This window comes from Kosakonia sp. YIM B13571 (assembly GCF_042788095.1).
GTDB lineage: Bacteria > Pseudomonadota > Gammaproteobacteria > Enterobacterales > Enterobacteriaceae > Kosakonia > Kosakonia quasisacchari.
In genome coordinates this window covers 1-23,177 of sequence record NZ_JBHZPL010000019.1, presented here as the reverse complement: position 1 = coordinate 23,177, position 23,177 = coordinate 1, and the positions used below count along the sequence as shown (strand labels likewise).

21 protein-coding genes and 1 riboswitch are annotated in these 23,177 nt (G+C 55.5%); of the genes, 8 read left to right on the top strand and 13 right to left on the bottom strand.

Annotated elements, in window-relative coordinates; translation table 11 throughout:
- The first annotated feature begins 3 nt into the window (after positions 1 to 3).
- Complete coding sequence (gene rpoC, locus ACFX4O_RS23770) at positions 4 to 4,227, top strand: DNA-directed RNA polymerase subunit beta' (RefSeq protein WP_380211676.1); 4,224 nt, start codon at positions 4 to 6, stop codon at positions 4,225 to 4,227.
- Positions 4,228 to 4,371: 144 nt separating this feature from the next.
- Positions 4,372 to 5,436, top strand: coding sequence for an alpha/beta hydrolase family protein (locus ACFX4O_RS23765; protein WP_380211677.1), 1,065 nt, complete (start codon positions 4,372 to 4,374; stop codon positions 5,434 to 5,436).
- On the opposite strand, the gene ACFX4O_RS23760 is transcribed toward ACFX4O_RS23765, so the two are convergent.
- From ACFX4O_RS23760 to rsd, 11 genes are all read right to left on the bottom strand, one after another.
- On the bottom strand, positions 5,363 to 6,394 hold the full coding sequence (locus tag ACFX4O_RS23760) for a helix-turn-helix domain-containing protein (protein ID WP_380211678.1): 1,032 nt from the start codon (positions 6,392 to 6,394) through the stop codon (positions 5,363 to 5,365). The genes ACFX4O_RS23765 and ACFX4O_RS23760 overlap by 74 nt on opposite strands.
- A gap of 136 nt (positions 6,395 to 6,530) precedes the next feature.
- On the bottom strand, positions 6,531 to 6,848 hold the full coding sequence (locus ACFX4O_RS23755) for a PTS lactose/cellobiose transporter subunit IIA (RefSeq protein ID WP_017460024.1): 318 nt from the start codon (positions 6,846 to 6,848) through the stop codon (positions 6,531 to 6,533).
- Between the two features lie 4 nt (positions 6,849 to 6,852).
- Positions 6,853 to 7,158, bottom strand: coding sequence for a PTS sugar transporter subunit IIB (locus tag ACFX4O_RS23750; RefSeq protein WP_035890299.1), 306 nt, complete (start codon positions 7,156 to 7,158; stop codon positions 6,853 to 6,855).
- A gap of 145 nt (positions 7,159 to 7,303) precedes the next feature.
- The gene (locus ACFX4O_RS23745) at positions 7,304 to 8,833 is read right to left on the bottom strand and encodes a diguanylate cyclase domain-containing protein (RefSeq protein ID WP_380211680.1); all 1,530 of its coding nucleotides are present in this window, start codon (positions 8,831 to 8,833) and stop codon (positions 7,304 to 7,306) included.
- 208 nt (positions 8,834 to 9,041) lie between these two features.
- Positions 9,042 to 10,196 (bottom strand): 2-iminoacetate synthase ThiH, encoded by a 1,155-nt coding sequence (gene thiH / locus ACFX4O_RS23740; RefSeq protein ID WP_131413614.1) that lies wholly within the window; start codon positions 10,194 to 10,196, stop codon positions 9,042 to 9,044.
- Positions 10,193 to 10,963, bottom strand: coding sequence for a thiazole synthase (thiG, locus tag ACFX4O_RS23735; protein WP_131413613.1), 771 nt, complete (start codon positions 10,961 to 10,963; stop codon positions 10,193 to 10,195). Before thiG ends, thiH begins: the two co-directional genes overlap by 4 nt.
- Before the next feature lies 1 nt (position 10,964).
- Positions 10,965 to 11,165 carry a sulfur carrier protein ThiS gene (thiS, locus tag ACFX4O_RS23730; protein WP_380211683.1) on the bottom strand — a complete coding sequence of 67 codons (201 nt, stop codon included), beginning with the start codon at positions 11,163 to 11,165 and terminating at the stop codon, positions 10,965 to 10,967.
- Positions 11,146 to 11,904: a HesA/MoeB/ThiF family protein gene (locus ACFX4O_RS23725; protein ID WP_380211685.1), complete on the bottom strand. Its 759-nt coding sequence runs from the start codon at positions 11,902 to 11,904 to the stop codon at positions 11,146 to 11,148. Before ACFX4O_RS23725 ends, thiS begins: the two co-directional genes overlap by 20 nt.
- Complete coding sequence (thiE, locus tag ACFX4O_RS23720) at positions 11,897 to 12,532, bottom strand: thiamine phosphate synthase (protein ID WP_380211687.1); 636 nt, start codon at positions 12,530 to 12,532, stop codon at positions 11,897 to 11,899. The genes ACFX4O_RS23725 and thiE overlap by 8 nt, the downstream gene beginning before the upstream one ends.
- Positions 12,532 to 14,424 carry a phosphomethylpyrimidine synthase ThiC gene (gene thiC, locus ACFX4O_RS23715; protein ID WP_380211689.1) on the bottom strand — a complete coding sequence of 631 codons (1,893 nt, stop codon included), beginning with the start codon at positions 14,422 to 14,424 and terminating at the stop codon, positions 12,532 to 12,534. Before thiC ends, thiE begins: the two co-directional genes overlap by 1 nt.
- 85 nt (positions 14,425 to 14,509) lie before the next feature.
- Positions 14,510 to 14,675: riboswitch (TPP riboswitch) on the bottom strand.
- Positions 14,676 to 14,789: 114 nt separating this feature from the next.
- Complete coding sequence (gene rsd, locus ACFX4O_RS23710; protein ID WP_131413608.1) at positions 14,790 to 15,293, bottom strand: sigma D regulator; 504 nt, start codon at positions 15,291 to 15,293, stop codon at positions 14,790 to 14,792.
- A gap of 83 nt (positions 15,294 to 15,376) precedes the next feature.
- Here rsd and nudC point away from each other — a divergent pair, with 83 nt between their 5' ends.
- The 6 genes from nudC to ACFX4O_RS23680 all read left to right on the top strand — a co-directional run bounded on the left by nudC (position 15,377) and on the right by ACFX4O_RS23680 (position 19,735).
- Positions 15,377 to 16,150, top strand: a complete 774-nt coding sequence (nudC, locus tag ACFX4O_RS23705; RefSeq protein ID WP_380211692.1) for an NAD(+) diphosphatase — start codon at positions 15,377 to 15,379, stop codon at positions 16,148 to 16,150.
- A gap of 39 nt (positions 16,151 to 16,189) precedes the next feature.
- Positions 16,190 to 17,254: a uroporphyrinogen decarboxylase gene (gene hemE, locus ACFX4O_RS23700; protein WP_131413606.1), complete on the top strand. Its 1,065-nt coding sequence runs from the start codon at positions 16,190 to 16,192 to the stop codon at positions 17,252 to 17,254.
- Between the two features lie 9 nt (positions 17,255 to 17,263).
- Entirely contained in the window at positions 17,264 to 17,944 is a 681-nt protein-coding gene (gene nfi / locus ACFX4O_RS23695; protein ID WP_131413605.1) for a deoxyribonuclease V, read from the top strand.
- Positions 17,945 to 17,977: 33 nt separating this feature from the next.
- Positions 17,978 to 18,568: a YjaG family protein gene (locus tag ACFX4O_RS23690; RefSeq protein ID WP_380211694.1), complete on the top strand. Its 591-nt coding sequence runs from the start codon at positions 17,978 to 17,980 to the stop codon at positions 18,566 to 18,568.
- A gap of 186 nt (positions 18,569 to 18,754) precedes the next feature.
- Entirely contained in the window at positions 18,755 to 19,027 is a 273-nt protein-coding gene (gene hupA / locus ACFX4O_RS23685) for a nucleoid-associated protein HU-alpha (RefSeq protein WP_017460010.1), read from the top strand.
- Positions 19,028 to 19,039: 12 nt separating this feature from the next.
- Positions 19,040 to 19,735 (top strand): DUF1481 domain-containing protein, encoded by a 696-nt coding sequence (locus ACFX4O_RS23680; protein WP_380211699.1) that lies wholly within the window; start codon positions 19,040 to 19,042, stop codon positions 19,733 to 19,735.
- Between the two features lie 40 nt (positions 19,736 to 19,775).
- Here the strand turns inward: ACFX4O_RS23680 and purD are convergent, their stop codons facing one another.
- Together purD and purH are read right to left on the bottom strand one after the other, a co-directional pair.
- Entirely contained in the window at positions 19,776 to 21,068 is a 1,293-nt protein-coding gene (purD, locus tag ACFX4O_RS23675) for a phosphoribosylamine--glycine ligase (RefSeq protein ID WP_380211697.1), read from the bottom strand.
- Positions 21,069 to 21,083: 15 nt separating this feature from the next.
- Entirely contained in the window at positions 21,084 to 22,673 is a 1,590-nt protein-coding gene (gene purH, locus ACFX4O_RS23670) for a bifunctional phosphoribosylaminoimidazolecarboxamide formyltransferase/IMP cyclohydrolase (protein WP_131413602.1), read from the bottom strand.
- Positions 22,674 to 23,177: the final 504 nt, after the last annotated feature.

Sequence of the window (23,177 nt, the reverse complement as noted above, 5' to 3'; positions counted from 1 at the left end):
TCCGTGAAAGACTTATTAAAGTTTCTGAAAGCGCAAACTAAAACCGAAGAGTTTGATGCGATCAAAATTGCTCTGGCCTCGCCAGACATGATCCGTTCATGGTCTTTTGGTGAAGTTAAGAAGCCGGAAACCATCAACTACCGTACGTTCAAACCTGAGCGTGACGGCCTTTTCTGTGCGCGTATTTTCGGGCCAGTAAAAGATTACGAGTGCCTGTGCGGTAAGTACAAGCGCCTGAAACACCGTGGTGTGATCTGTGAGAAGTGCGGCGTTGAAGTGACCCAGACAAAAGTGCGTCGTGAGCGCATGGGCCACATCGAGCTGGCGTCTCCGACCGCCCACATTTGGTTCCTGAAATCTCTGCCGTCCCGTATCGGCCTGCTGCTGGATATGCCGCTGCGCGATATCGAACGTGTTCTGTACTTCGAATCCTATGTGGTTATCGAAGGCGGTATGACCAATCTGGAACGTAACCAGATCCTGACCGAAGAACAGTACCTGGACGCGCTGGAAGAGTTCGGTGACGAATTCGACGCAAAAATGGGCGCCGAAGCTATTCAGGCCCTGCTGAAAAGCATGGATCTGGAGCAAGAGTGCGAACAGCTGCGCGAAGAGCTGAACGAAACCAACTCCGAAACCAAACGTAAGAAGCTGACCAAGCGTATCAAACTGCTGGAAGCGTTCGTACAGTCTGGTAACAAACCGGAGTGGATGATCCTGACCGTCCTGCCAGTGCTGCCGCCGGACCTGCGTCCGCTGGTTCCGCTGGACGGTGGTCGTTTCGCAACGTCGGATCTGAACGATCTGTACCGTCGCGTGATCAACCGTAACAACCGTCTGAAACGCCTGCTGGATCTGGCGGCACCGGACATCATCGTACGCAACGAAAAACGTATGCTGCAGGAAGCGGTTGACGCCCTGCTGGATAACGGCCGTCGCGGTCGTGCGATCACCGGTTCCAACAAACGTCCGCTGAAATCTTTGGCCGATATGATCAAAGGTAAACAGGGTCGTTTCCGTCAGAACCTGCTCGGTAAGCGTGTTGACTACTCCGGTCGTTCTGTAATCACCGTAGGTCCTTACCTGCGTCTGCATCAGTGCGGTCTGCCGAAGAAAATGGCACTCGAGCTGTTCAAACCGTTCATCTACGGCAAGCTGGAACTGCGTGGCCTCGCCACCACCATCAAAGCCGCGAAGAAAATGGTTGAGCGCGAAGAAGCTGTCGTTTGGGATATCCTGGATGAAGTTATCCGCGAACACCCGGTACTGCTGAACCGTGCACCAACACTGCACCGTCTGGGTATCCAGGCGTTTGAACCGGTACTGATCGAAGGTAAAGCTATCCAGCTGCACCCGCTGGTTTGTGCGGCATATAACGCCGACTTCGATGGTGACCAGATGGCTGTTCACGTACCGCTGACGCTGGAAGCCCAGCTGGAAGCGCGTGCGCTGATGATGTCCACCAACAACATTCTATCTCCGGCGAACGGCGAGCCTATCATCGTTCCGTCTCAGGACGTTGTACTGGGTCTGTATTACATGACCCGTGACTGTGTTAACGCCAAAGGCGAAGGCATGGTGCTGACTGGCCCGAAAGAAGCTGAGCGTATTTATCGCGCTGGGCTGGCCTCTCTGCATGCGCGCGTTAAAGTGCGTATCACTGAATATGAAAAAGACGCTAACGGCGAATTCGTTGCAGTCACCAGCATTAAAGACACGACCGTTGGCCGTGCCATTCTGTGGATGATCGTACCGAAAGGTCTGCCTTTCTCCATCGTCAACCAGGCGCTGGGTAAGAAAGCTATCTCCAAAATGCTGAACACCTGTTACCGCATTCTGGGCCTGAAACCGACGGTTATTTTTGCTGACCAGACGATGTACACCGGCTTTGCTTATGCAGCGCGTTCAGGTGCATCCGTTGGTATTGATGACATGGTCATCCCGGCGAAAAAACACGAGATCATCAGCGAAGCGGAAGCTGAAGTTGCTGAGATCCAGGAGCAGTTCCAGTCTGGTCTGGTTACCGCTGGCGAACGCTATAACAAAGTTATCGATATTTGGGCTGCGGCGAACGATCGCGTATCCAAAGCGATGATGGATAACCTGCAGACCGAAACCGTTATTAACCGTGACGGCGTTGAAGAGCAGCAGGTTTCCTTTAACAGCATCTACATGATGGCCGACTCCGGTGCGCGTGGTTCTGCAGCCCAGATTCGTCAGCTTGCTGGTATGCGTGGTCTGATGGCGAAGCCGGATGGCTCCATCATCGAAACACCGATCACCGCGAACTTCCGTGAAGGTCTGAACGTACTCCAGTACTTCATCTCCACGCACGGTGCGCGTAAAGGTCTGGCGGATACCGCACTGAAAACCGCGAACTCCGGTTACCTGACCCGTCGTCTGGTTGACGTGGCGCAGGATCTGGTCGTAACCGAAGACGATTGTGGCACGCTGGAAGGCATCACCATGACGCCGGTTATCGAAGGTGGCGATGTTAAAGAGCCGCTGCGCGATCGCGTACTGGGTCGTGTAACCGCAGAAGACATTCTGAAGCCGGGTACCGCAGACATTCTGGTTCCACGCAACACGCTGCTGCACGAACAGTGGTGTGACCTGCTGGAAGCGAACTCTGTTGACTCAGTGAAAGTGCGTTCCGTTGTATCGTGTGACACCGATTTTGGTGTGTGCGCCCACTGCTATGGTCGTGACCTGGCGCGTGGTCACATCATCAACAAAGGTGAAGCCATCGGCGTTATCGCGGCACAGTCCATCGGTGAGCCGGGTACACAGCTGACGATGCGTACGTTCCACATCGGTGGTGCGGCATCTCGTGCGGCTGCTGAATCCAGCATTCAGGTGAAAAACAAAGGTAGCATCCGTCTGAGCAATGCGAAGTCGGTTGTTAACTCCAGCGGTAAACTGGTTGTCACCTCGCGTAACACTGAGCTGAAACTGATCGACGAATTCGGTCGTACCAAAGAAAGCTATAAAGTGCCTTACGGTGCGGTAATGGCGAAGGGTGATGGCGAGCAGGTTGCTGGCGGTGAAACCGTTGCAAACTGGGATCCGCACACCATGCCGGTTATCACTGAAGTGGCTGGTTTCATCCGCTTCACCGATATGATCGACGGCCAGACGATTACTCGTCAGACCGACGAACTGACCGGTCTCTCCTCGCTGGTGGTTCTGGATTCTGCAGAACGTACCGCGGGTGGTAAAGACCTGCGTCCGGCACTGAAAATCGTTGACGCCAATGGCAACGACGTACTGATCCCAGGCACTGATATGCCTGCACAGTACTTCCTGCCGGGTAAAGCGATCGTTCAGTTGGAAGATGGCATCCAGATCGGTGCAGGTGATGCTCTGGCGCGTATTCCGCAGGAATCCAGCGGTACCAAGGACATCACCGGTGGTCTGCCGCGCGTTGCGGATCTGTTCGAAGCACGTCGTCCGAAAGAGCCGGCAATCCTGGCTGAAATCAGCGGTATCATTTCCTTCGGTAAAGAGACCAAAGGTAAACGCCGTCTGGTGATCACGCCGGTTGACGGTAGCGATCCGTACGAAGAGATGATTCCGAAATGGCGTCAGCTCAACGTGTTTGAAGGTGAACGTGTAGAACGTGGTGACGTGGTTTCCGACGGTCCGGAAGCACCGCACGACATTCTGCGTCTTCGTGGCGTACACGCGGTAACGCGTTATATCACCAACGAAGTACAGGACGTTTACCGTCTGCAGGGCGTTAAGATCAACGATAAGCACATCGAAGTTATCGTTCGTCAGATGCTGCGTAAAGCCACCATCGTTAACGCAGGAAGCTCCGACTTCCTGGAAGGTGAGCAGGTTGAATACTCTCGCGTCAAGATCGCTAACCGCGATCTGGAAGCGGCTGGCAAAATTGCGGCAACGTATGCACGCGATCTGCTGGGTATCACCAAAGCGTCTCTGGCGACCGAGTCCTTCATCTCCGCGGCATCGTTCCAGGAGACAACTCGTGTGCTTACCGAAGCAGCCGTTGCGGGCAAACGCGACGAACTGCGCGGTCTGAAAGAGAACGTCATCGTGGGCCGTCTGATCCCGGCTGGTACCGGTTATGCGTACCACCAGGATCGTATGCGCCGTCGCGCCGCTGGCGAACTGCCGGCAGCACCGCAGGTGACTGCGGAAGATGCGACCGCGAGCCTGGCAGAACTGCTGAACGCAGGTCTGGGTGGTTCCGACAACGAGTAATCGTTTCGCGTAATAAAAACCCGCTTCGGCGGGTTTTTTTATGCCTGAAATTCAGGTTTTAAGACCTCGATCGCGTTTCAGGACGCATTGTACGCACGGCGAGTTGCAGAATCTTCGCGACGGTTAACTCACCAGGAACGTACTATGACTTCACGTATCACCCTTCTGTTGCTCACTATTTTGTTTGGCGGCATGTCACATGCCGAAACCGCTTTTCGCCAGCTACGCATGGATGAAAATAGCCCCCGTCCGCTGGATGTCGCGGTCTGGTATCCCACGGTAGAACGCGGTAAAGCGGAAACTGTGGGAGAGAACATCGTTTTTAGCGGTACTGCTGCGTTACGCGATGCAAAACCCGCTGCTGGCGCTCATCCGCTGTTATTGATTTCGCACGGTTACGGCGGCAACTGGCGTAATCTTAACTGGCTGGCGCAGCAGATGGCGGAAGAAGGGTATATCGTCGTCGCGCCCGATCATCCGGGGACTACGACGCGCAATAAAAAACCGCAAGATGCAAAACGACTTTGGCTACGTCCGCAGGATCTCCGCCACGTGCTGGATAAATTGCTTGCTGAGCCTGATCTGGCGGGGCTGGTGGATACGCAACGTATTGCGGCGCTGGGGCACTCACTGGGAGGCTGGACGGTGCTGGAACTCGCTGGTGGGCGTTTTGATAGCCGGCGTTTTATGGCTGATTGTCAGCGACATGCTGTGCTGTCGAGTTGCAAGCTGGCTACTACGCTGGGCATCGATCAGCCCTCAGCAAGCGACATGTTGTCGCTGAATATGCGTGACTCACGGATCAAAGCGGTGGTTTCGCTTGATCTCGGCCTGGCGCGGGGCTTCACGCCAGAAAGCCTTGAGCAGGTAAGTATTCCAGTACTGATCATGGCGGCGCAGGCAGACAGCGATGAACTGCCTGCCCGTCTCGAATCGGGTTATCTTGCAGAACACATCCCGGCTGCTCAACAGCGTTATGTTCACGTAGAGGGAGCGACGCATTTTAGCTTTATGCAATTATGCAAGCCGGGTGCGGCTGCATTAATCGACGCGCAGGATCCAGGTGAAGGGATTGTCTGCCAGGATGGTGGTGGCTTTAGCCGGGCAGAAATCCATCAACGCCTCTTTAAGCAAATCAGCGCGTTTCTGCAGCAGACACTGGTTTATTCTCCGACGCGAGACGGTAATCAGTCGGGCTCATCCCACTAATACGGATAAACTCGCGGTTAAAGTTGGACTTGGTGGCAAACCCTGAGTCCAGCATGATCGCTGTCACCGACGCGTCGGAATTGCGTAATAGCTGCTGGGCATAGTGAATACGAAAACGGTTGATCCACTGCGAGACATTGCAGCCGCATGTCTGGTTAACTGCTCGCGAGATCTGTCGTGCAGGAATACCCAATTTTCTTGCCAGCGTGTTAAGCGTCAGGTCGGAATTCAGGAAAAGGTGTTGCTCGCGAACGCGGGCTTCAATGCGCTGATAAGTGGCAAGCAGGTCTGTGTCATCCGCACTGGCTTCGTGTTCTACAGGTGTGGATGGCAACTCAACGGGCGCGGCTTTACCACGATAAACAATGGCCAGGCAGATAAACGGCAGCAAGATTGCCTGGGAGATCGCCACCAGTTGTGGTGCCTGCTGGCCGTGATAAAAGTGAAAATCCAGCGCAATAGCCAGATCGGTCAGCGCGGAAAAGCACAGGAAACTCCCGGCCAGTAGCGCCATGCGCGATGTTATTGTGGCCTCGCTCAGACGAGAGAAGACAAATGCGTCCGCGCCTTGCCTGGCGGTTGTGATTAACCCAGCGCCGTAACCGAGATACAGCAATGCCAGCACGATGTCGGTGGTATCAGGTGCAGCCAAATTGAACGCCAAAGCAATGGCGGGTGGGAGTGCGCAGAGTGCGAGCTTTTGCCTGCGATTACGGCCGGTAAAGTGAGCGAAACAGCGCCATGCCAGCGGGGGCAGCGCTATGGCTACCGTCGATTGTAATTGACGTAAAAACAGAGCATCGAATTGCCAGCGCAGGGCGGACATCAGTACCAGCAGGGTGCAGGCGCCAATAAACACCGCGGTGCTGCGAAAACCTGATGCCCGTTGCAGGCAAACCTTCAATAGCAAAATCAGCAAGATGGAGAGCGTGTAAAAGGGAAATGGAATGGCTGGCACAAGTCACCTGGATCGCAAAAAACAGTATCGAATGCCATGTTGTGCCATAAATGGGGGCGAAAAACACGTCACGACTTTTAGCGGCGCGAAAAAAAGCCCGCCAGAGCGGGCATATTATTTGTATTGAAGCGATGCATTAATCGCGCGGCGGTATGCGGCGGTAAAGCTCGATCATATCGGTCGCCAGATCCTGAATCACCATCGCGTTCATCAAGTGATCCTGCGAATGAACGGTGATCAAATTCACCGGCAGCTTACCGGTGCCTTCATCCAGCCCGATAAGCTGGGTTTGAATTTTATGCGCGGCTTTAACGAATTCACGCGACTCTTCCATCGCTTTTTCGGCTTCAGCAAAATCACCTTTACGCGCCATCTGTAACGCGGTTAATGCCTGGCTACGCGCTGCGCCCGCGTTAACCAACAATTCCATAATGATGGTTTCTAAATCTTCCACGCATTCACTCCAGTAGCTTAAGGGCTTTTTCCAGAACGACATCGCCTTTCATCATGCCGTAATCCATCATGTCGATTACCGCTACTTTCTTGCCCAGCGGTTCCGCCTGCGCCTGCAATTTTGCCTGCTCGTATTTCACCTGCGGCCCCAGCAACACGATATCCGCTGTTGCTATTTCATCTTTAAATTCCGCAACAGGAACCGCTTTGATAGAGACCTCGACGCCTTTTTTCTGCGCCGCGTCTTTCATGCGTTGCACCAACATACTGGTGGACATACCCGCTGCACAGCATAAAACGATGTTTTTCATAGTCAGCCTCGGTGTGGATGGGATAGGTGATAATTATCCTGCGCTATCGGGTTCAACAACCGCTTTACCGCGATTGTGTGTAGGGCATCACAAAGAATTCCTGCATAACATGAAACCGGTTGCAACCTTGCGGCGCGCCGCCTGGTTACGAGTGATTTACCAGTAGAATCCGGTTCTTACCTTGCTGCTTCGCTTTATAAAGCGCTTCATCCACGTGGCCGACCAGTTGGTTCAACGGTTCCATGTTCCACTCGCCCAAACCGGCGCTAAAAGTGACCGACAGCGCCTTCTCGCGCCAGGTGCGGTTCTCCACTTTCACTCGCCACTGCTCCAGTAGTGCCAGCGCGTTATCGATATGCGCATGCGGAAAAATTACCGCAAACTCTTCGCCACCGTAGCGATAGAGCGAAATCCCTTGCGGCTGCAAGATCTGGATACCTTCTCGCGCCACGTTGCGCAGCACGATATCGCCATTTAAATGGCCCCAGGTATCGTTAATGGATTTGAAATTATCGATATCCACCAACGCCAGCGCAAACGGCTGATGATCGTTCATCAGCGCGGCAATATCAGCATCAAAGGCGCGGCGATTCTTACAATTTGTTAGCGCATCCATAGTTGCTTGACGCACCCATGTTTGTTCCCGCTCTTTACTGCTTTCAATCGCTTTGCTCAGCATTGCTTCGAGCCTTGGTGCGCGTGTGACATCACCGGTTTTTATCGCATCAATAATGTTGAGCAGCACCATGCGTGAGCTGTGGCGCAAATACAGGCCAAACAGAATGATCAACACCGCCGCGGTGGTAAATCCCCAGCCAACAAGCAAGCTCTGATGGCGAACGCGGGTATCGAGCGTGCTGGCGGAAACCTTGTAGATCACAAACCATTCCGGATTAGTGAAAGAGTAGTAGTAATACCAACTCGCGCTTTTTTCATCAAAGATCGCGCCTTCACCGCTGGTCATCGCCGCGAGCAACACCGGGCTGATAAAGGTCTTGAACAATGCTCCAGTATCCGGGTGCAACATCACTTTGCCTTCGCGGTCGACAACGAAAAACTCTCCCTGCATCGGTGCCTGCATGGTACGCAATGTGTAGCCCATCGATGCCAGATCAAGGTGAAAAGCCAGCGTTCCTTTTAGCTTGCCGTCTGGCGCGATCACCGGTTTATAGATGCTTACGGTCGGGTTATGGGTAAAGAAATCCATGTAACTTCGGGTGTAGTGGTTAAACATGCTGGCTTCCGCCTGATGCATAAACCACGGGCGTGTACTGGCATTAAAATGATCGCCACCGCCCATCACTTGTGGCGCTCGCAGATAAACGCCGCGCGAGTCAGCGAGAGAAATCGACGACACCGACGGCATCAGCGCCAGCAATTGCATCAGTAATTTCAGCCCCTTTTCCCGATCGCCGTTCACGGTAGCGTCCAGCTGGTTATCGTGGGCGAAGAACGCAGCGGCACGATTGAGAACATAGTCGTTTTCGCGCAGGATCGACTGGGTGTAATTCACCGCCAGGTTATGGGCGAAATTGCGGTTAACATCGTGGTACTCCTCCAGCGTCTCTTTGCGCATGCCAGCGATGATCATTATCGCGATTATCACAAAACTGAGGAAAATCCCGGTCAGGCTCACCAGAATCGGTCTTGTAAACGAAAGTTGTTTGATATGCATTTTCTTATCCTTGAACATGCAAAAGAGGAACTGTTAACAGTATAGGGGGTGCGCAAGAGATAGCGTACCTGAAGTGAGTAAGGCGGAGCGGAAGAGAGGAAGAGCGCCCGCTCCGGTCAGTCTCATGACCTGACAGCGCAAGCATGAACTTTCGGGCGACAAGCCGCCATCGCCCGATTTTGCTTTTACGTAGCAGGCCGAAAAAACGTTAACCCGTTATCTGTGCGTTGCGGCTTTTTTGCGGTGAGCGTCCCAGCCAGCTATCCCAGTCTTTCCACACCGGTTGCAGCCCACGGGCGATCAGCGCATCGGCAACCTCCTGCGGGCGGCGTCCATCATGGGGCGAGAATTGCTCCAGCTCCGGGTGATTATCGGCATAGCCGCCCGGCTGCGTTTTGGAAAAGGCGCTTACGTTATTAATCGCCAGTGGGATAACGTGATCGCGAAAGTGCGGCGATTCGCGCGTGGATAGCGACAGCTCAGTATCCGGTGCCAGCAGGCGAAACGCGCAAATGGTTTGCACCAGTTGCCGCTCATCCATCACCGATGCCGGTTCCACGCCTCCCGCGCAAGGGCGCAGGCGGGGGAAAGAGATGGAATAACGGCTTTTCCAGTAGCGCTGTTGCAGCCACAGCAAATGCTCGGCAACCATATAGCAATCCACTCGCCAGCTGTCGGAAAGGCCCATCAGTGCGCCAAGCCCAATCTTGTCGATACCCGCGCGTCCCAGCCTGTCCGGCGTCTCCAGCCGCCAGACGAAATCCTGTTTTTTACCACGCAGATGATGACGCGCGTACTGGCCTTCGTGGTATGTCTCCTGGTAGACCATTACGCCATCAAGACCAAGGGTTTTCAGCTCGGCATACTCCGCTTCGGAAAGCGGCTGTACTTCCATCTGCAACGAGGCGAACTGGCGACGGATCGCTGGCATATGGCGGCGAAAGTAGTCCATTCCGACTTTGCCCTGATGCTCGCCAGTAACCAGCAACAGATGCTCAAACCCCAGTTCGCGTATGGCCGCGCATTCACGCGCAATCTCCTGCTCATCCAGCGTTTTTCGCTTCAGGTGGTTGCTCATGGAAAAGCCGCAATAGGTGCAGTCGTTGGCGCAAAGGTTAGAGAGATAAAGTGGAACATAGAAGCTGACAGTATTGCCAAAACGCTGGCGTGTAAGCCGCTGTGCCTGCTGTGCCATCGGTTCAAGAAAACCCGCGGCGGCGGGGGAAAGCAGTGCCATCATATCGTCGCGCGTGAGCTGCCGGGCGTTAAGTGCGCGTTCAACATCGGCGGCGGTTTTGCTGTGGATGCGCAGGCGGATATCGTCCCAGTCCAGTTGCCGCCAGCGGTCAGTGAAGGTACTCATAATGTTCCCTCCAGAAAACCGGTGAGCGGGCTGGTGGCTTGTGCGTAACGTTGACGAGCGCCCGGAACTGCCTGGCGGGCCAGCGTTCCGGCCTCGACCGCCAGGCGAAAGGCGAGCGCCATGTTGACCGGGTCGTCGGCGACCGCGATCGCGGTATTGACCAGCACCGCGTCTGCGCCCATCTCCAGTGCCTGCGCTGCGTGGCTGGGCGCACCGATTCCCGCATCGACCACTACCGGCACATTCGCCTGCTCGATAATAATCTCCAGCATAGCGCGGGTTTCCAGCCCCTGGTTGGAACCGATCGGCGCACCCAGCGGCATGACTGCCGCACAGCCGACCTCCTCAAGCCGTTTGCACAGCACCGGATCGGCACCGCAATAAGGCAGAACCACAAAACCCATCTGCACGAGTTTTTCCGCTGCGCGCAACGTTTCAATCGGATCGGGCAGCAGCCAGCGGGCGTCTGGATGGATTTCCAGTTTTAGCCAGTGCGTGCCGAGCGCTTCCCGCGCCAGTTGCGCGGCGAAAATGGCCTCGTCGGCGTTTTTCGCCCCGGAAGTGTTAGGCAGCAACGTCACGCCCGCATCCAGTAAGGGTTGCAACAGCATATCGGTGCGCTGACGCAGATCGACACGCTTCATCGCCAGCGTCACCAGTTCGCTGCCTGAGGCGTGAATCGCATCGACCATCAGTTGCGGCGTGGCGAACTTGCCCGTGCCGGTAAACAACCGTGAAGTGAACTCTTTTTCTGCAATACGTAACATTTCAGCCCCCTGCGATAACCTGAAACAGCAGGATGTGATCGCCGTCCTGCACAAAGTGATTTTCCCACTGCTCGCGCGGTAGGATCTGTTGATTAACGGCCAGTGCGACACCCGGTTTGAGCTGATTGAGTTGCTCAAGTAGGGTCGCGACGGAAAGTCCGGCGACGCAGTTCATCGACTCGTCATTGAAGCGTATCTGCATGTCGCCCCCCACAAACCGGGCACTGACGGGAAGCGTGCAGCGCCAGCGTGCGCCAAAGATTGGTGCGGGCATCAAACAGGCGCAGCTCGCCGCTGGTGGTGTGCAGGCCGTTTAGCAATTTGATGGTTTCCAGCGCCTGCATGGCACCCATAATGCCGACCACCGGGCCGATAATTCCGGCGGTGCGACAGTTGCGTTCTGGCTCGCTGTCGTCCGGCCACAGGCAGCGGTAGCAGCCCTGTTGCCAGGGTGGTGTCAACACCATCAACTGGCCGCCAAAACCGACCGCACTGGCGGTGATAAGCGGTGTCTCCAGCGCCACGCAGGCGGCGTTGATCGCCTGGCGCGTCATCATGTTGTCGCTACAGTCGAGCACTACGTCGGCTTGCTGAACTTGCTGGTACAGCGCATCGCCACTTAAGCGCTGTTGGAGTGTAATCAGCTCGATATCCGGGTTTAACCTGTGCAGGCGCTGCGCGGTGACCTGGGTTTTCGGTTGGTTGATATCGTCCGTGGTGAATAAAATCTGGCGCTGCAAGTTGCTCAGTTGGACGGCGTCATCATCCGCCAACACCAGTGTGCCGATCCCCGCGCCAGCAAGATAGACCGCCGCCGGTGCGCCAAGGCCGCCAAGGCCGATGATTAATACCCGGCTGGCGAGCAGTTTTTGCTGGCCAGTAACCGCGATCTCCTCCAGCAGGATCTGGCGGCTGTAGCGCATAAAATCGCGATCATTCATCGCCCACCCCCGCCAGTTGCAGCAACTGATGAGTTGCCTGTTGCCAGTCATTCGCCTGGGTAATGGCGCTGACCACCGCAATGCTGCCCACGCCGGTTGCTAATACCTCCGGCGCACGCGCAAAGCTAATGCCGCCAATAGCAACGGTTGGATAATCTTTCAGCCGCGCAATGTGACGTGCCAGTTGTTCCAGCCCCTGCGGTGCAGAAGGCATCTGTTTGGTTTGCGTGGGAAAGACATGGCCCAGCGCGATATAAGAGGGGCGCGCCGCCAGCGCTACGTCGATTTCCATATCATCATGCGTGGAGACGCCAAGGCGCAAACCCGCCGCGCGAATGGCGCTTAAGTCGGTCGTTTCCAGATCTTCCTGACCAAGATGTACACCGTAAGCCTGGTGTTTGATCGCCAGTTGCCAGTAATCGTTAATGAACAGCCGTGCGTTAACGCGGCGGCCAAGCGCGATGGCCGCTACCACATCTGCTTCAACCTCTTCGTCACGCTTATCCTTGATGCGCAGTTGCAGGGTGCGCACGCCCGCTTCCAGTAAACGGGTAATCCATTCGACGCTATCGACCACCGGGTAAAGCCCGAGGCGGAAGGGTACCGGCGGGAAATCGGGCTGGTACATCAGGCTTCCTCCTTTTTCAGGTAGATCTCACCGCCGCGCGCGCGGAAGTCGCTGGATTTATCCGCCATGCCGACTTCAATTGCCTGGGTTGCCGCGTAGTCACGCACCTCTTGCGAGATTTTCATCGAACAGAATTTCGGCCCACACATGGAACAGAAGTGCGCGACTTTGCCTGACTCCTGCGGCAGCGTTTCGTCGTGATAAGCGCGTGCGGTAAAGGGGTCGAGCGCGAGGTTGAATTGATCTTCCCAGCGGAATTCAAAACGCGCTTTCGACATGGCGTTGTCGCGGATCTGCGCGCCAGGATGACCTTTGGCCAGATCGGCGGCGTGCGCGGCGATCTTGTAGGTGATCAGCCCCTGTTTGACGTCCTCTTTGTTCGGCAGGCCAAGGTGCTCTTTCGGCGTGACATAACAGAGCATGGCGCAACCAAACCAGCCAATCATCGCCGCGCCAATGCCGGAGGTGAAATGGTCATAACCCGGCGCGATATCGGTGGTTAGCGGCCCCAACGTATAGAACGGCGCTTCGTGGCAGTGCTCCAGTTCTTCAGTCATGTTGCGACGGATCATCTGCATCGGCACATGCCCTGGGCCTTCAATCATCACCTGGACGTCATATTCCCAGGCGATTTTGGTCAGCTCGCCGAGTGTGTGCAGCTCGGCAAACTGGGCTTCGTCGTTCGCATCCTGAATGGAGCCAGGGCGCAGACCATCGCCAAGCGACAGCGAAACGTCATAGGCGGCGCAGATTTCGCAGATCTCGCGAAAGTGGGTGTAGAGGAAGTTTTCCTGATGATGGGAGAGGCACCATTTCGCCATGATCGAGCCGCCGCGCGAGACAATGCCGGTCAGACGCTGCGCAGTCATTGGCACATAGCGCAGCAGTACACCGGCGTGGATGGTGAAGTAATCCACCCCTTGCTCCGCCTGCTCCAGTAGCGTGTCGCGAAACGCTTCCCAGGTGAGATCTTCGGCGATCCCGTTAACCTTCTCCAGTGCCTGGTAGATCGGCACCGTCCCGATTGGCACCGGGCTGTTACGCAGGATCCATTCGCGGGTTTCGTGGATATAACGCCCGGTGGATAAATCCATTACCGTGTCCGCACCCCAGCGCGTCGACCAGACCAGTTTTTCCACCTCTTCTTCGATGGAGGAAGTCACCGCTGAGTTACCGATATTGGCATTCACCTTCACCAGGAAGTTGCGGCCAATAATCATTGGTTCCGATTCCGGGTGGTTAATATTGGCCGGGATAATCGCCCGTCCGGCGGCGACTTCATCACGCACGAATTCCGGCGTGATATTTTCCGGCAGCCGCGCGCCAAAACCTTCGCCCGGATGCTGCCTGCGCAACACTTCGCTGCGAATGCGCTCGCGGCCCATGTTTTCGCGAATGGCGATGAACTCCATCTCCGGCGTGACGATCCTTTTGCGGGCATAGTGCAGTTGCGTGACGCAGTGGCCTGACTTCGCGCGGCGCGGCGTCAGTAAACCGCTAAAACGCAGTTCGTCGAGGCCGTCATCAGCCAGCCGTTCGTTGGTATAGGCAGAGCTGCGCTGTTCCAGCGTTTCGCTGTCATCGCGGGCGTCAATCCATGGTGCGCGCAGTTTCGCCAGCCCTTGCTGGACATCAATCGCAATGTCGGGATCGCCATACGGGCCGGAAGTGTCGTACACCGGCACCGCCTCGTTCTCTTCAAACTGCGGGTGTTCTTTTGTGCCGCCGGTAAGCGTCGGGCTCAGCTGGATTTCGCGCATCGGAATACGGATATCGGGTTGCGAACCGGTAATGTAGATGCGGCGCGAGTTGGGGAAAGCGGTGCCTTCCAGCGTGTCGATAAAGTGTTGCGCCTGGGCGCGTTGTTCACGGCGTGTAAGTTTTGCAGACATAGCTCATTCCAGAATGTAAAGGATATGGCTTGTCAGACGACGGATGGAGTAATGGCAACAAACCGCCCGTGAGGGTGGTTGATGTGAATGGATTACTCTTGTTCCCTTCGCAGGTTTTAACCTGATCAGGTTCCGCGGATCCCGAATTAACGGTCTCAGCCTTTTACACTTCATCTTTCGCACTGTGTCTGTGTTGACTACGTTCGCTCACCCCAGTCACTTACTTGATGTAAGCTCCCGGGGATTCACGAACTTGCCGCCTCAACGCATCGCGAATGATGTTGTGGAAATATAGGCACTCCGACAAGAAAAACCCGTCCGAAGACGGGGACTGCTTTTTAAATTACGCGTTAATGTTTAAGAACTCAAGCCGGTCGCGCGACACCGCTTTCGTCGTTGGCGCTCTCTTTGATGTTGTTATCAAAGGCCAGCACGATTAACTTGTCTTCGAGGGTAAAGCGGGCGGCCAGCGCTTCACCGATGTCGGAGAGCGCTTGCTGGAACTCCAGACAGTTATCGTCATCGATGGCGTTTTCCAGACTGGAGTCGTAATAGTTCATGATTTCTACTGTATTCGCCTCAAGCATTGGGTAAAGCTGCGTCGCCGCTAAAAGTGGGCTGCTCCCTTCCAATTCGTTGCTGATGCGTTCATAAATATTGAAGTGACCTGCGGAAAGGTATTCCACCAGGCTGTGGCAAAAATCGTCCAGCGCTTTTTCGTTAAGCTGCATGTAGGACCCTTTGCCAGGTTTAATGCCAACCAGATTGTAATAAGAAACAAGAAGTTGCTTACGCGCTTGCAGCCAATGGTCGACAAGTTTGTTACTTCCTCCAACGCGCTCTGTCAGGCTTTCTAACTGGTTTAGCATAAATGGCTCCGCAAATATGTAAGATCAAAACGATGTAATAATAATGTTAATAACATGCCTGTAAAGCGAAGGTAGTGCACCTAATGGTACGTATTATTGAAGCACACGATCAGGGCTGGTGGATCGTCAGCCATGAACAAAAATTATGGTTGCCAGGTGGAGAATTACCACACGGCAAGGCAGGAAATTTCGATCTTGTGGGGCAGAGCGCGCTTCACATCGGCGAGTGGCAGGGCGAAGCGGTATGGATGATCCGCCAGAATCGTCGTCAGGATATGGGATCAGTACGCCTGCTTATCGATCAAGATGTGGGGCTGTTTCAACTCGCGGGTCGCGGCGTACAACTGGCGGAATTTTATCGTTCACACCAGTTTTGTGGCTACTGCGGACACACAATGCACCCAAGTAAAACTGAGTGGGCAATGCTGTGCGATCACTGCCGCGAACGCTATTACCCGCAAATCGCCCCTTGCATCATTGTCGCCATTCGCCGTGATGACAGCATTTTGCTGGCGCAGCACACGCGCCATCGCAATGGCATTTACACGGTGCTCGCCGGGTTCGTCGAAGTGGGCGAAACCCTTGAACAGGCGGTGGCGCGTGAAGTGATGGAAGAGAGCGGCATCAAAGTGAAGAATTTGCGCTATGTCACTTCGCAACCGTGGCCATTCCCGCAATCGCTGATGACTGCGTTTATGGCGGAATATGACAGCGGCGAAATCCACATTGATCCGAAAGAGCTGCTGGATGCGGGCTGGTATCGCTATGACAATTTACCGCTGTTGCCGCCACCGGGTACGGTTGCGCGCCGCCTCATCGAGGATACGGTGGCGATGTGTCGGGCAGACGACGAATAAGGTGTATATACTGGCGGCCTGACGCTTGAGGAACTGACAATGACCGAACTGAAAAACGATCGTTACCTGCGCGCGCTCCAGCGCCAGCCAGTAGATATAACGCCGGTGTGGATGATGCGCCAGGCAGGCCGTTATTTACCGGAATATAAAGCGACCCGTGCGCAAGCGGGCGATTTTATGTCGCTGTGCAAAAACGCCGAGCTGGCCTGTGAAGTGACGCTACAGCCGCTGCGCCGCTACCCGCTTGATGCGGCGATCCTTTTCTCCGACATTCTTACCGTGCCGGACGCGATGGGGCTGGGCCTCTATTTTGAAGCCGGTGAAGGGCCGCGTTTTTCCTCGCCCATTACCAGTAAGGCGGACGTGGACAAATTGCCCGTGCCAGACCCGGAAAACGAGCTGGGCTATGTGATGAATGCCGTGCGCACTATTCGCCGTGAGCTAAAAGGCGAAGTGCCGCTGATCGGCTTTTCCGGCAGCCCGTGGACGCTGGCAACCTATATGGTGGAAGGCGGCAGCAGCAAAGCCTTTACCCTGATTAAAAAAATGATGTACGCCGAACCGCACACGCTGCATGCGCTGCTGGATAAGCTGGCGCAGAGCGTCACGTTATACCTGAACGCGCAGATCCGCGCGGGCGCGCAGTCGGTGATGATTTTCGATACCTGGGGCGGCGTGCTGACCGGGCGCGATTATCAGCAATTTTCGCTCTACTACATGCATAAAATTGTCGATGGCCTGCTGCGTGAAAACGAAGGTCGTCGCGTACCGGTGACGTTATTCACCAAAGGCGGCGGCCAATGGCTGGAAGCGATGGCAGAAACAGGCTGTGATGCGCTGGGCCTCGACTGGACAACCGATATTGCCGATGCGCGCCGTCGCGTGGGTCATAAAGTTGCGCTGCAAGGCAACATGGACCCGTCTATGCTTTACGCGCCGCCTGCGCGCATTGAAGAAGAGGTCGCGACGATTCTCGCGGGCTTCGGCAAAGGCGAAGGTCACGTGTTTAACCTCGGTCACGGCATTCATCAGGATGTCCCGCCGGAACATGCAGGAGTATTTGTCGAGGCGGTGCACCGTCTTTCGGCCTCCTGGCATCAGTAAGGAGAGAGTATGGATCTCGCGTCACTACGCGCACAACAACTTGAACTGGCTTCTTCGGTGATCCGTGAGGATCGTCTGGATAACGATCCGCCCACATTGATCGGCGGGGCCGATGTCGGTTTTGAGCAGGGTGGAGAAGTGACGCGAGCGGCGATGGTGCTGCTCTCCTGGCCCTCGCTGGAGTTGGTTGAATATCAGGTGGCGCGTATCGCCACCACCATGCCTTATATCCCTGGTTTCCTCTCGTTTCGCGAATACCCGGCGCTGCTGGCCGCGTGGGAACTGTTGTCGCAAAAACCCGATTTGCTGTTTGTTGATGGCCACGGTATTTCTCATCCGCGCCGTCTCGGCGTTGCCAGCCATTTTGGCTTGCTGGTGGATGTGCCCACTATCGGCGTGGCGAAAAAGCGGCTGTGCGGCAAGTTCGAGCCGCTGGCGGACGAACCGGGTGCGCTGTCTCCGTTGATGGATAAAGGCGAAAAGCTGGCCTGGGTGTGGCGCAGCAAGGCGCGCTGTAATCCGTTGTTTGTCACCACCGGACATCGTGTCAGCCAGGATAGTGCGCTCACGTGGGTGCAGCGCTGCATGAAAGGCTACCGGTTGCCGGAACCGACGCGCTGGGCGGACGCGGTAGCATCCGGGCGGCCTGCGTTTACGCGTTGGCAGGCAATTCAGCGCGATATCAGGTAAACTGCCGCGCATTACCGATTTTGAGAAACGATCATGTTACAAAACCCAATTCACCTGCGTCTGGAAAAGCTGCAAAGCTGGCAGCACGTCGTCTTTATGGCTTGCCTGTGCGAGCGTATGTACCCCAATTACGTCATGTTCTGCCAGCAGACAGAGTTTGGCGACGCGCAGCTTTACCGCCGGATCCTTGACCTGGTGTGGGAAACGGAGATCGTCAAAGACGCGAAGGTGAACTTCGACAGCCAGCTGGAGAAACTGGAAGAGGCGATTCCGGCGGCGGACGACTACGATCTGTACGGTGTCTATCCGGCGATTGATGCCTGTGTGGCACTCAGTGAACTGATTCATTCGCGCCTTAGCGGTGAAACGCTGGAGCATGCTATTGAAGTCAGTAAAACGTCGATCACCACCGTTGCGATGCTGGAAATGACCCAGCAAGGTCGGGAAATGACCGACGAAGAGCTGCGAGAAAACCCGGCTGTTGAGCAAGAATGGGATATTCAGTGGGAGATTTTCCGCCTTCTGGCTGCCTGCGAAGAACGCGATATTGAGCTGATTAAAGGGCTGCGCGCAGACCTGCGCGAGGTCGGTGAGAGCAATATCGGTATAAATTTGCAGCAATGAGACAATAAAACGTGATTTAACGCCTGTTTTGTCGTGCCTGAAGGCTTCCCTTAATACCCCCGTCTGGTCTACATTTGGGGGGCGAAAATAAGTGGCTATCGGTGCGTGTATGCAGGAGAGTGCTTTTGAGGCATTTCCGTCGCACTCGATGCTTAGCAAGCGATAAACACATTGAAAGGATAACTTATGAACAAGACTCAACTGATTGATGTAATTGCAGACAAGGCTGATCTGTCTAAAGCGCAAGCGAAAGCTGCACTGGAATCCACCCTGGCTGCCGTTACTGAGTCTCTGAAAGCAGGTGATGCGGTACAACTGGTTGGTTTCGGTACCTTCAAAGTGAACCACCGCGCTGAGCGTACTGGCCGCAACCCGCAGACCGGTAAAGAAATCAAAATCGCCGCTGCTAACGTGCCGGCATTTGTTTCTGGTAAAGCACTGAAAGACGCAGTTAAGTAAGACCGCGTGGCAGTGAACAGTTTTGTCGAAGGGGCGGTTTCGCCCCTTTTGTCATTCTGGCGTCGCCCGCTGCTATTGGCGGGCGCAGCACTGTTGCTGACAGCCTGTAGCCATGATTCCTCGTTGCCGCCTTTTACCGCCAGCGGGTTTGCCGGCGATCAGGGCGCGGTGCGGGTCTGGCGTAAAGATTCAGGCGGTGAGACGCACTTGCTCGCCGCGTTTAGCCCGTGGCACCACGGGAATACATCGCTTAGCGAATACCGCTGGCAGGGCGATACGTTAACGCTCATTGAACTCAATGTTTACGGTAAACCGCCGGAGCATATTCGCGTCCGTTTTGACGATCGCGGCGAGCTGAGCTTTATGCAGCGTGAAGTCGACGGGCAGAAACAGCAGCTTTCCAGCGACCAGGTCGCATTGTATCGCTACCGGGCAGAGCAGATCCGTCAGACCAGTGACGCACTGCGTCAGGGGCGTGTGGTGCTGCGTCAGGGGCGCTGGCAGGCCAATCATACGGTACAGACCTGTGAAGGGCAGACCGTGAAGCCCGATCTGGATGATTTCGCCTTAAATCGTATTGAGCAGCGTCAGAACCGCTCTGCGGTTGCGGTAAGCGTCGCATGGCTGGAAGCGCCGGAAGGCGCGCAGCTATTGCTGGTGGCGAATGAGGATTTCTGCCGTTGGCAGCCGACGGAAAAGAGTTTCTGAAAACCCTCTCCCCGGCGGAGAGAGGGGGAAAGGGCGGGCGTTACTTGCCCTGCTCGCGCGCAATGGCGCGGTAACCAATATCCCGGCGGCTGAAGCTGCCATTCCAGTGAATGTCGGTCATTAAGGCATACGCGCGCTGCTGCGCTTCGGCAACGGTGTTACCCAGCGCGGTAACGCACAGTACGCGCCCGCCGTTGGTCAGGACCTGGTCGTCGGCGGAGAGTGTGGTGCCCGCATGGAACACTTTGCCGTCTGCCACTTCTTCCAGCGGCAAACCGTGGATAACATCGCCATTGCGGTAGTTGCCCGGATAACCACCGGCGGCAATCACAACGCCCAGCGCAGCACGGTTATCCCACTCTGAGGTTTTCTCATCCAGCTTGCCTTCACACGCGGCCAGGCACAGATCCACCAGGTCAGACTGCATACGCAACATAATGGGCTGTGTTTCCGGGTCGCCAAATCGGCAGTTGAACTCGATAACTTTCGGGTTGCCCTGCTTATCGATCATCAGCCCGGCGTACAGGAAACCGGTATAGGTGTTCCCTTCCGCCGCCATGCCGCGCACGGTTGGCCATATGACACGTTCCATGGTGCGCTGATGCACTTCATCCGTCACCACTGGCGCAGGCGAGTAAGCGCCCATACCGCCGGTGTTCGGGCCGGTATCGCCATCACCGACGCGTTTGTGATCCTGGCTGGTGGCCATTGGCAGAACGTGTTCGCCGTCAACCATCACGATAAAGCTGGCTTCTTCGCCATCGAGGAACTCTTCAATCACGATGCGGTGACCCGCGTCGCCAAACGCATTGCCCGCCAGCATATCGTGAACGGCTGCTTCAGCTTCTGCCAGCGTCATGGCGACGATCACGCCTTTGCCCGCCGCCAGACCATCGGCCTTGATCACGATAGGTGCGCCTTTCTCACGCAGGTAAGCCAGCGCAGGCTCGATGTCGGTAAAATTCTGGTACTCGGCGGTCGGGATATTGTGGCGCGCGAGAAAGTCTTTGGTGAAGGCTTTGGAGCCCTCCAGCTGCGCGGCGCCCTGTGTTGGGCCAAAAATTTTCAGGCCAGCCGCGCGAAACGCGTCGACAACGCCGATCACCAGCGGCGCTTCCGGGCCGACGATGGTCAGATCGATCTTCTCGTTCTGCGCGAAGCTCAGCAGCGCCGGGATGTCGGTTGCGCCAATCGCGACGTTTTGCAGCGTCGGTTCCAGTGCTGTACCGGCGTTACCCGGTGCGACAAAAACGGTATCAACCAGCGGCGACTGTGCGGCTTTCCATGCCAGCGCGTGTTCGCGCCCGCCGTTGCCAATTACTAATACTTTCATTGTCTGCTCCGTGGATTAATGGCGGAAGTGACGCATGTCGGTGAAGATCATCGCAATGCCGTGCTCATCAGCGGCGGCAATGACTTCGTCATCGCGGATGGAACCACCAGGCTGAATAACGCAGGTCACGCCAACAGCGGCGGCAGCATCAATACCATCGCGGAACGGGAAGAACGCGTCAGAAGCCATGGCGGAACCTTTCACTTCCAGCCCTTCGTCACCGGCTTTGATCCCGGCGATCTTCGCCGAGTAGACACGGCTCATCTGGCCTGCGCCGATGCCGATGGTCATATTCTCTTTTGCATAGACAATAGCGTTGGATTTGACGAATTTCGCCACTTTCCAGCAGAACAGCGCATCGCGCAGCTCCTGCTCGGTCGGCTGGCGTTTGCTGACCACGCGGAGTTCACTTGCGCTTACCATGCCGAGATCTCTGTCCTGAACCAACAGGCCGCCGTTTACGCGTTTGAAATCGAGACCAGGAACACGCTGCGCCCATTCACCGCAGGTCAGTACGCGCACATTCTGTTTTGCCGCAGTGACTTTCAGCGCTTCTTCGCTCGCGGACGGGGCGATAATCACTTCGACAAACTGACGAGAGATGATGGCCTGCGCGGTTTCAGCGTCCAGCTCACGGTTAAAAGCGATAATGCCGCCGAATGCGGAGGTCGGATCGGTTTTATAAGCGCGATCGTAAGCATCCAGAATCGAACCACCAACAGCGACACCGCAAGGGTTGGCGTGCTTCACAATCACACACGCTGGCTCGCTGAACGCTTTCACGCACTCCAGTGCCGCATCGGTATCGGCAATATTGTTATAGGAGAGCGCTTTGCCTTGCAGCTGCTGCGCGGTGGCAACAGAAGCTTCTTTGATCTCTTCTTCTATATAGAAGGCTGCTTGCTGGTGGCTGTTTTCACCGTAGCGCATATCCTGCTTCTTAATGAAGTTCAGATTCAGGGTACGCGGGAAGCGACCGGCGGGCTCTTTGCTTTCGCCGTGATAGGCCGGAACCAGGCTGCCGAAGTAGTTGGCAATCATGCTGTCGTAGGCAGCGGTATGTTCAAACGCTTTAATCGCCAGGTCAAAACGAGTGGCAAGCAGAAGTGAGCCTTCGTTGGCATCCATCTCAGTAATAATGGCGGTGTAGTCGCTGCTCTTTACAACGATAGCCACATCTTTATGGTTCTTCGCGGCGGAGCGCACCATGGTTGGACCGCCGATATCAATATTCTCTACCGCATCTTCCAGTGAGCAACCTTCACGTGCGACGGTTTCAGCGAACGGGTAAAGGTTAACGACTACCATATCGATCGGCGCGATCGCGTGTTGCGCCATGATCGCGTCATCCTGACCGCGACGACCCAGAATGCCGCCGTGTACTTTCGGATGCAGGGTTTTCACACGTCCATCCATCATTTCCGGAAAACCGGTGTAGTCGGAGACTTCAGTCACTGGCAGACCTTTTTCGGCCAGCAAACGCGCGGTGCCGCCGGTAGAGAGCAGTTCTACGCCACGCTGAGAGAGCGCCTGTGCGAATTCGACAATACCGGCCTTGTCAGAAACACTGAGCAAAGCGCGGCGGACTGGACGACGTTGTTGCATGGTAAATCCCCTGGATTTGGCTTTAACAGAGAGCGTTAGCTAAATATTAGGATCTTTATTGATCCTAAAACTTAGCTAATGCCCCAGCGAGGGCTCATGTTTTTTGCGCGGGCATTGTAACGAAAACGTTTGCGTAGCGCTCGCGAATTTTTGTACTTTTGCCTGATTGTGGATAAGTCTGTGCGTAAATGGGTATAAACGCGGGTTTTGCTGTGGAATGCAGCAGTCAGTCATTTTTATGTCATTTTTCTATTGCGGGGGGCTGAGAACTCCCTATAATGCGCCTCCATCGACACGGCAGATGTGAATCATTTCACACAAACAGCCGGTTCGGTTGAAGAGAAAAAATCCTGAGATTCAGGGTTGACTCTGAAAGAGGAAAGCGTAATATACGCCACCTCGCGACAGAGCGCCAAGGCGCGTCGCAACTGCTCTTTAACAATTTATCAGACAATCTGTGTGGGCACTCAGGGTGACTGGATTCTTGATGTCTTCGGACACTAA

Excerpts from the sequence above, each read along its gene's own strand:
- ACFX4O_RS23725 (WP_380211685.1), bottom strand. The coding sequence starts at position 11,904 with ATGAATGATCGCGATTTTATGCGCTACAGCCGCCAGATCCTGCTGGAG.
- thiC (WP_380211689.1), bottom strand. The coding sequence starts at position 14,424 with ATGTCTGCAAAACTTACACGCCGTGAACAACGCGCCCAGGCGCAACAC.
- ACFX4O_RS23690 (WP_380211694.1), top strand. The coding sequence starts at position 17,978 with ATGTTACAAAACCCAATTCACCTGCGTCTGGAAAAGCTGCAAAGCTGG.
- ACFX4O_RS23765 (WP_380211677.1), top strand. The coding sequence starts at position 4,372 with ATGACTTCACGTATCACCCTTCTGTTGCTCACTATTTTGTTTGGCGGC.
- nudC (WP_380211692.1), top strand. The coding sequence starts at position 15,377 with ATGGTACGTATTATTGAAGCACACGATCAGGGCTGGTGGATCGTCAGC.
- purH (WP_131413602.1), bottom strand. The coding sequence starts at position 22,673 with ATGCAACAACGTCGTCCAGTCCGCCGCGCTTTGCTCAGTGTTTCTGAC.
- rsd (WP_131413608.1), bottom strand. The coding sequence starts at position 15,293 with ATGCTAAACCAGTTAGAAAGCCTGACAGAGCGCGTTGGAGGAAGTAAC.
- nfi (WP_131413605.1), top strand. The coding sequence starts at position 17,264 with ATGGATCTCGCGTCACTACGCGCACAACAACTTGAACTGGCTTCTTCG.
- hupA (WP_017460010.1), top strand. The coding sequence starts at position 18,755 with ATGAACAAGACTCAACTGATTGATGTAATTGCAGACAAGGCTGATCTG.
- ACFX4O_RS23745 (WP_380211680.1), bottom strand. The coding sequence starts at position 8,833 with ATGCATATCAAACAACTTTCGTTTACAAGACCGATTCTGGTGAGCCTG.
- purD (WP_380211697.1), bottom strand. The coding sequence starts at position 21,068 with ATGAAAGTATTAGTAATTGGCAACGGCGGGCGCGAACACGCGCTGGCA.
- ACFX4O_RS23750 (WP_035890299.1), bottom strand. The coding sequence starts at position 7,158 with ATGAAAAACATCGTTTTATGCTGTGCAGCGGGTATGTCCACCAGTATG.
- thiG (WP_131413613.1), bottom strand. The coding sequence starts at position 10,963 with ATGTTACGTATTGCAGAAAAAGAGTTCACTTCACGGTTGTTTACCGGC.
- thiH (WP_131413614.1), bottom strand. The coding sequence starts at position 10,196 with ATGAGTACCTTCACTGACCGCTGGCGGCAACTGGACTGGGACGATATC.
- thiE (WP_380211687.1), bottom strand. The coding sequence starts at position 12,532 with ATGTACCAGCCCGATTTCCCGCCGGTACCCTTCCGCCTCGGGCTTTAC.
- thiS (WP_380211683.1), bottom strand. The coding sequence starts at position 11,165 with ATGCAGATACGCTTCAATGACGAGTCGATGAACTGCGTCGCCGGACTT.
- hemE (WP_131413606.1), top strand. The coding sequence starts at position 16,190 with ATGACCGAACTGAAAAACGATCGTTACCTGCGCGCGCTCCAGCGCCAG.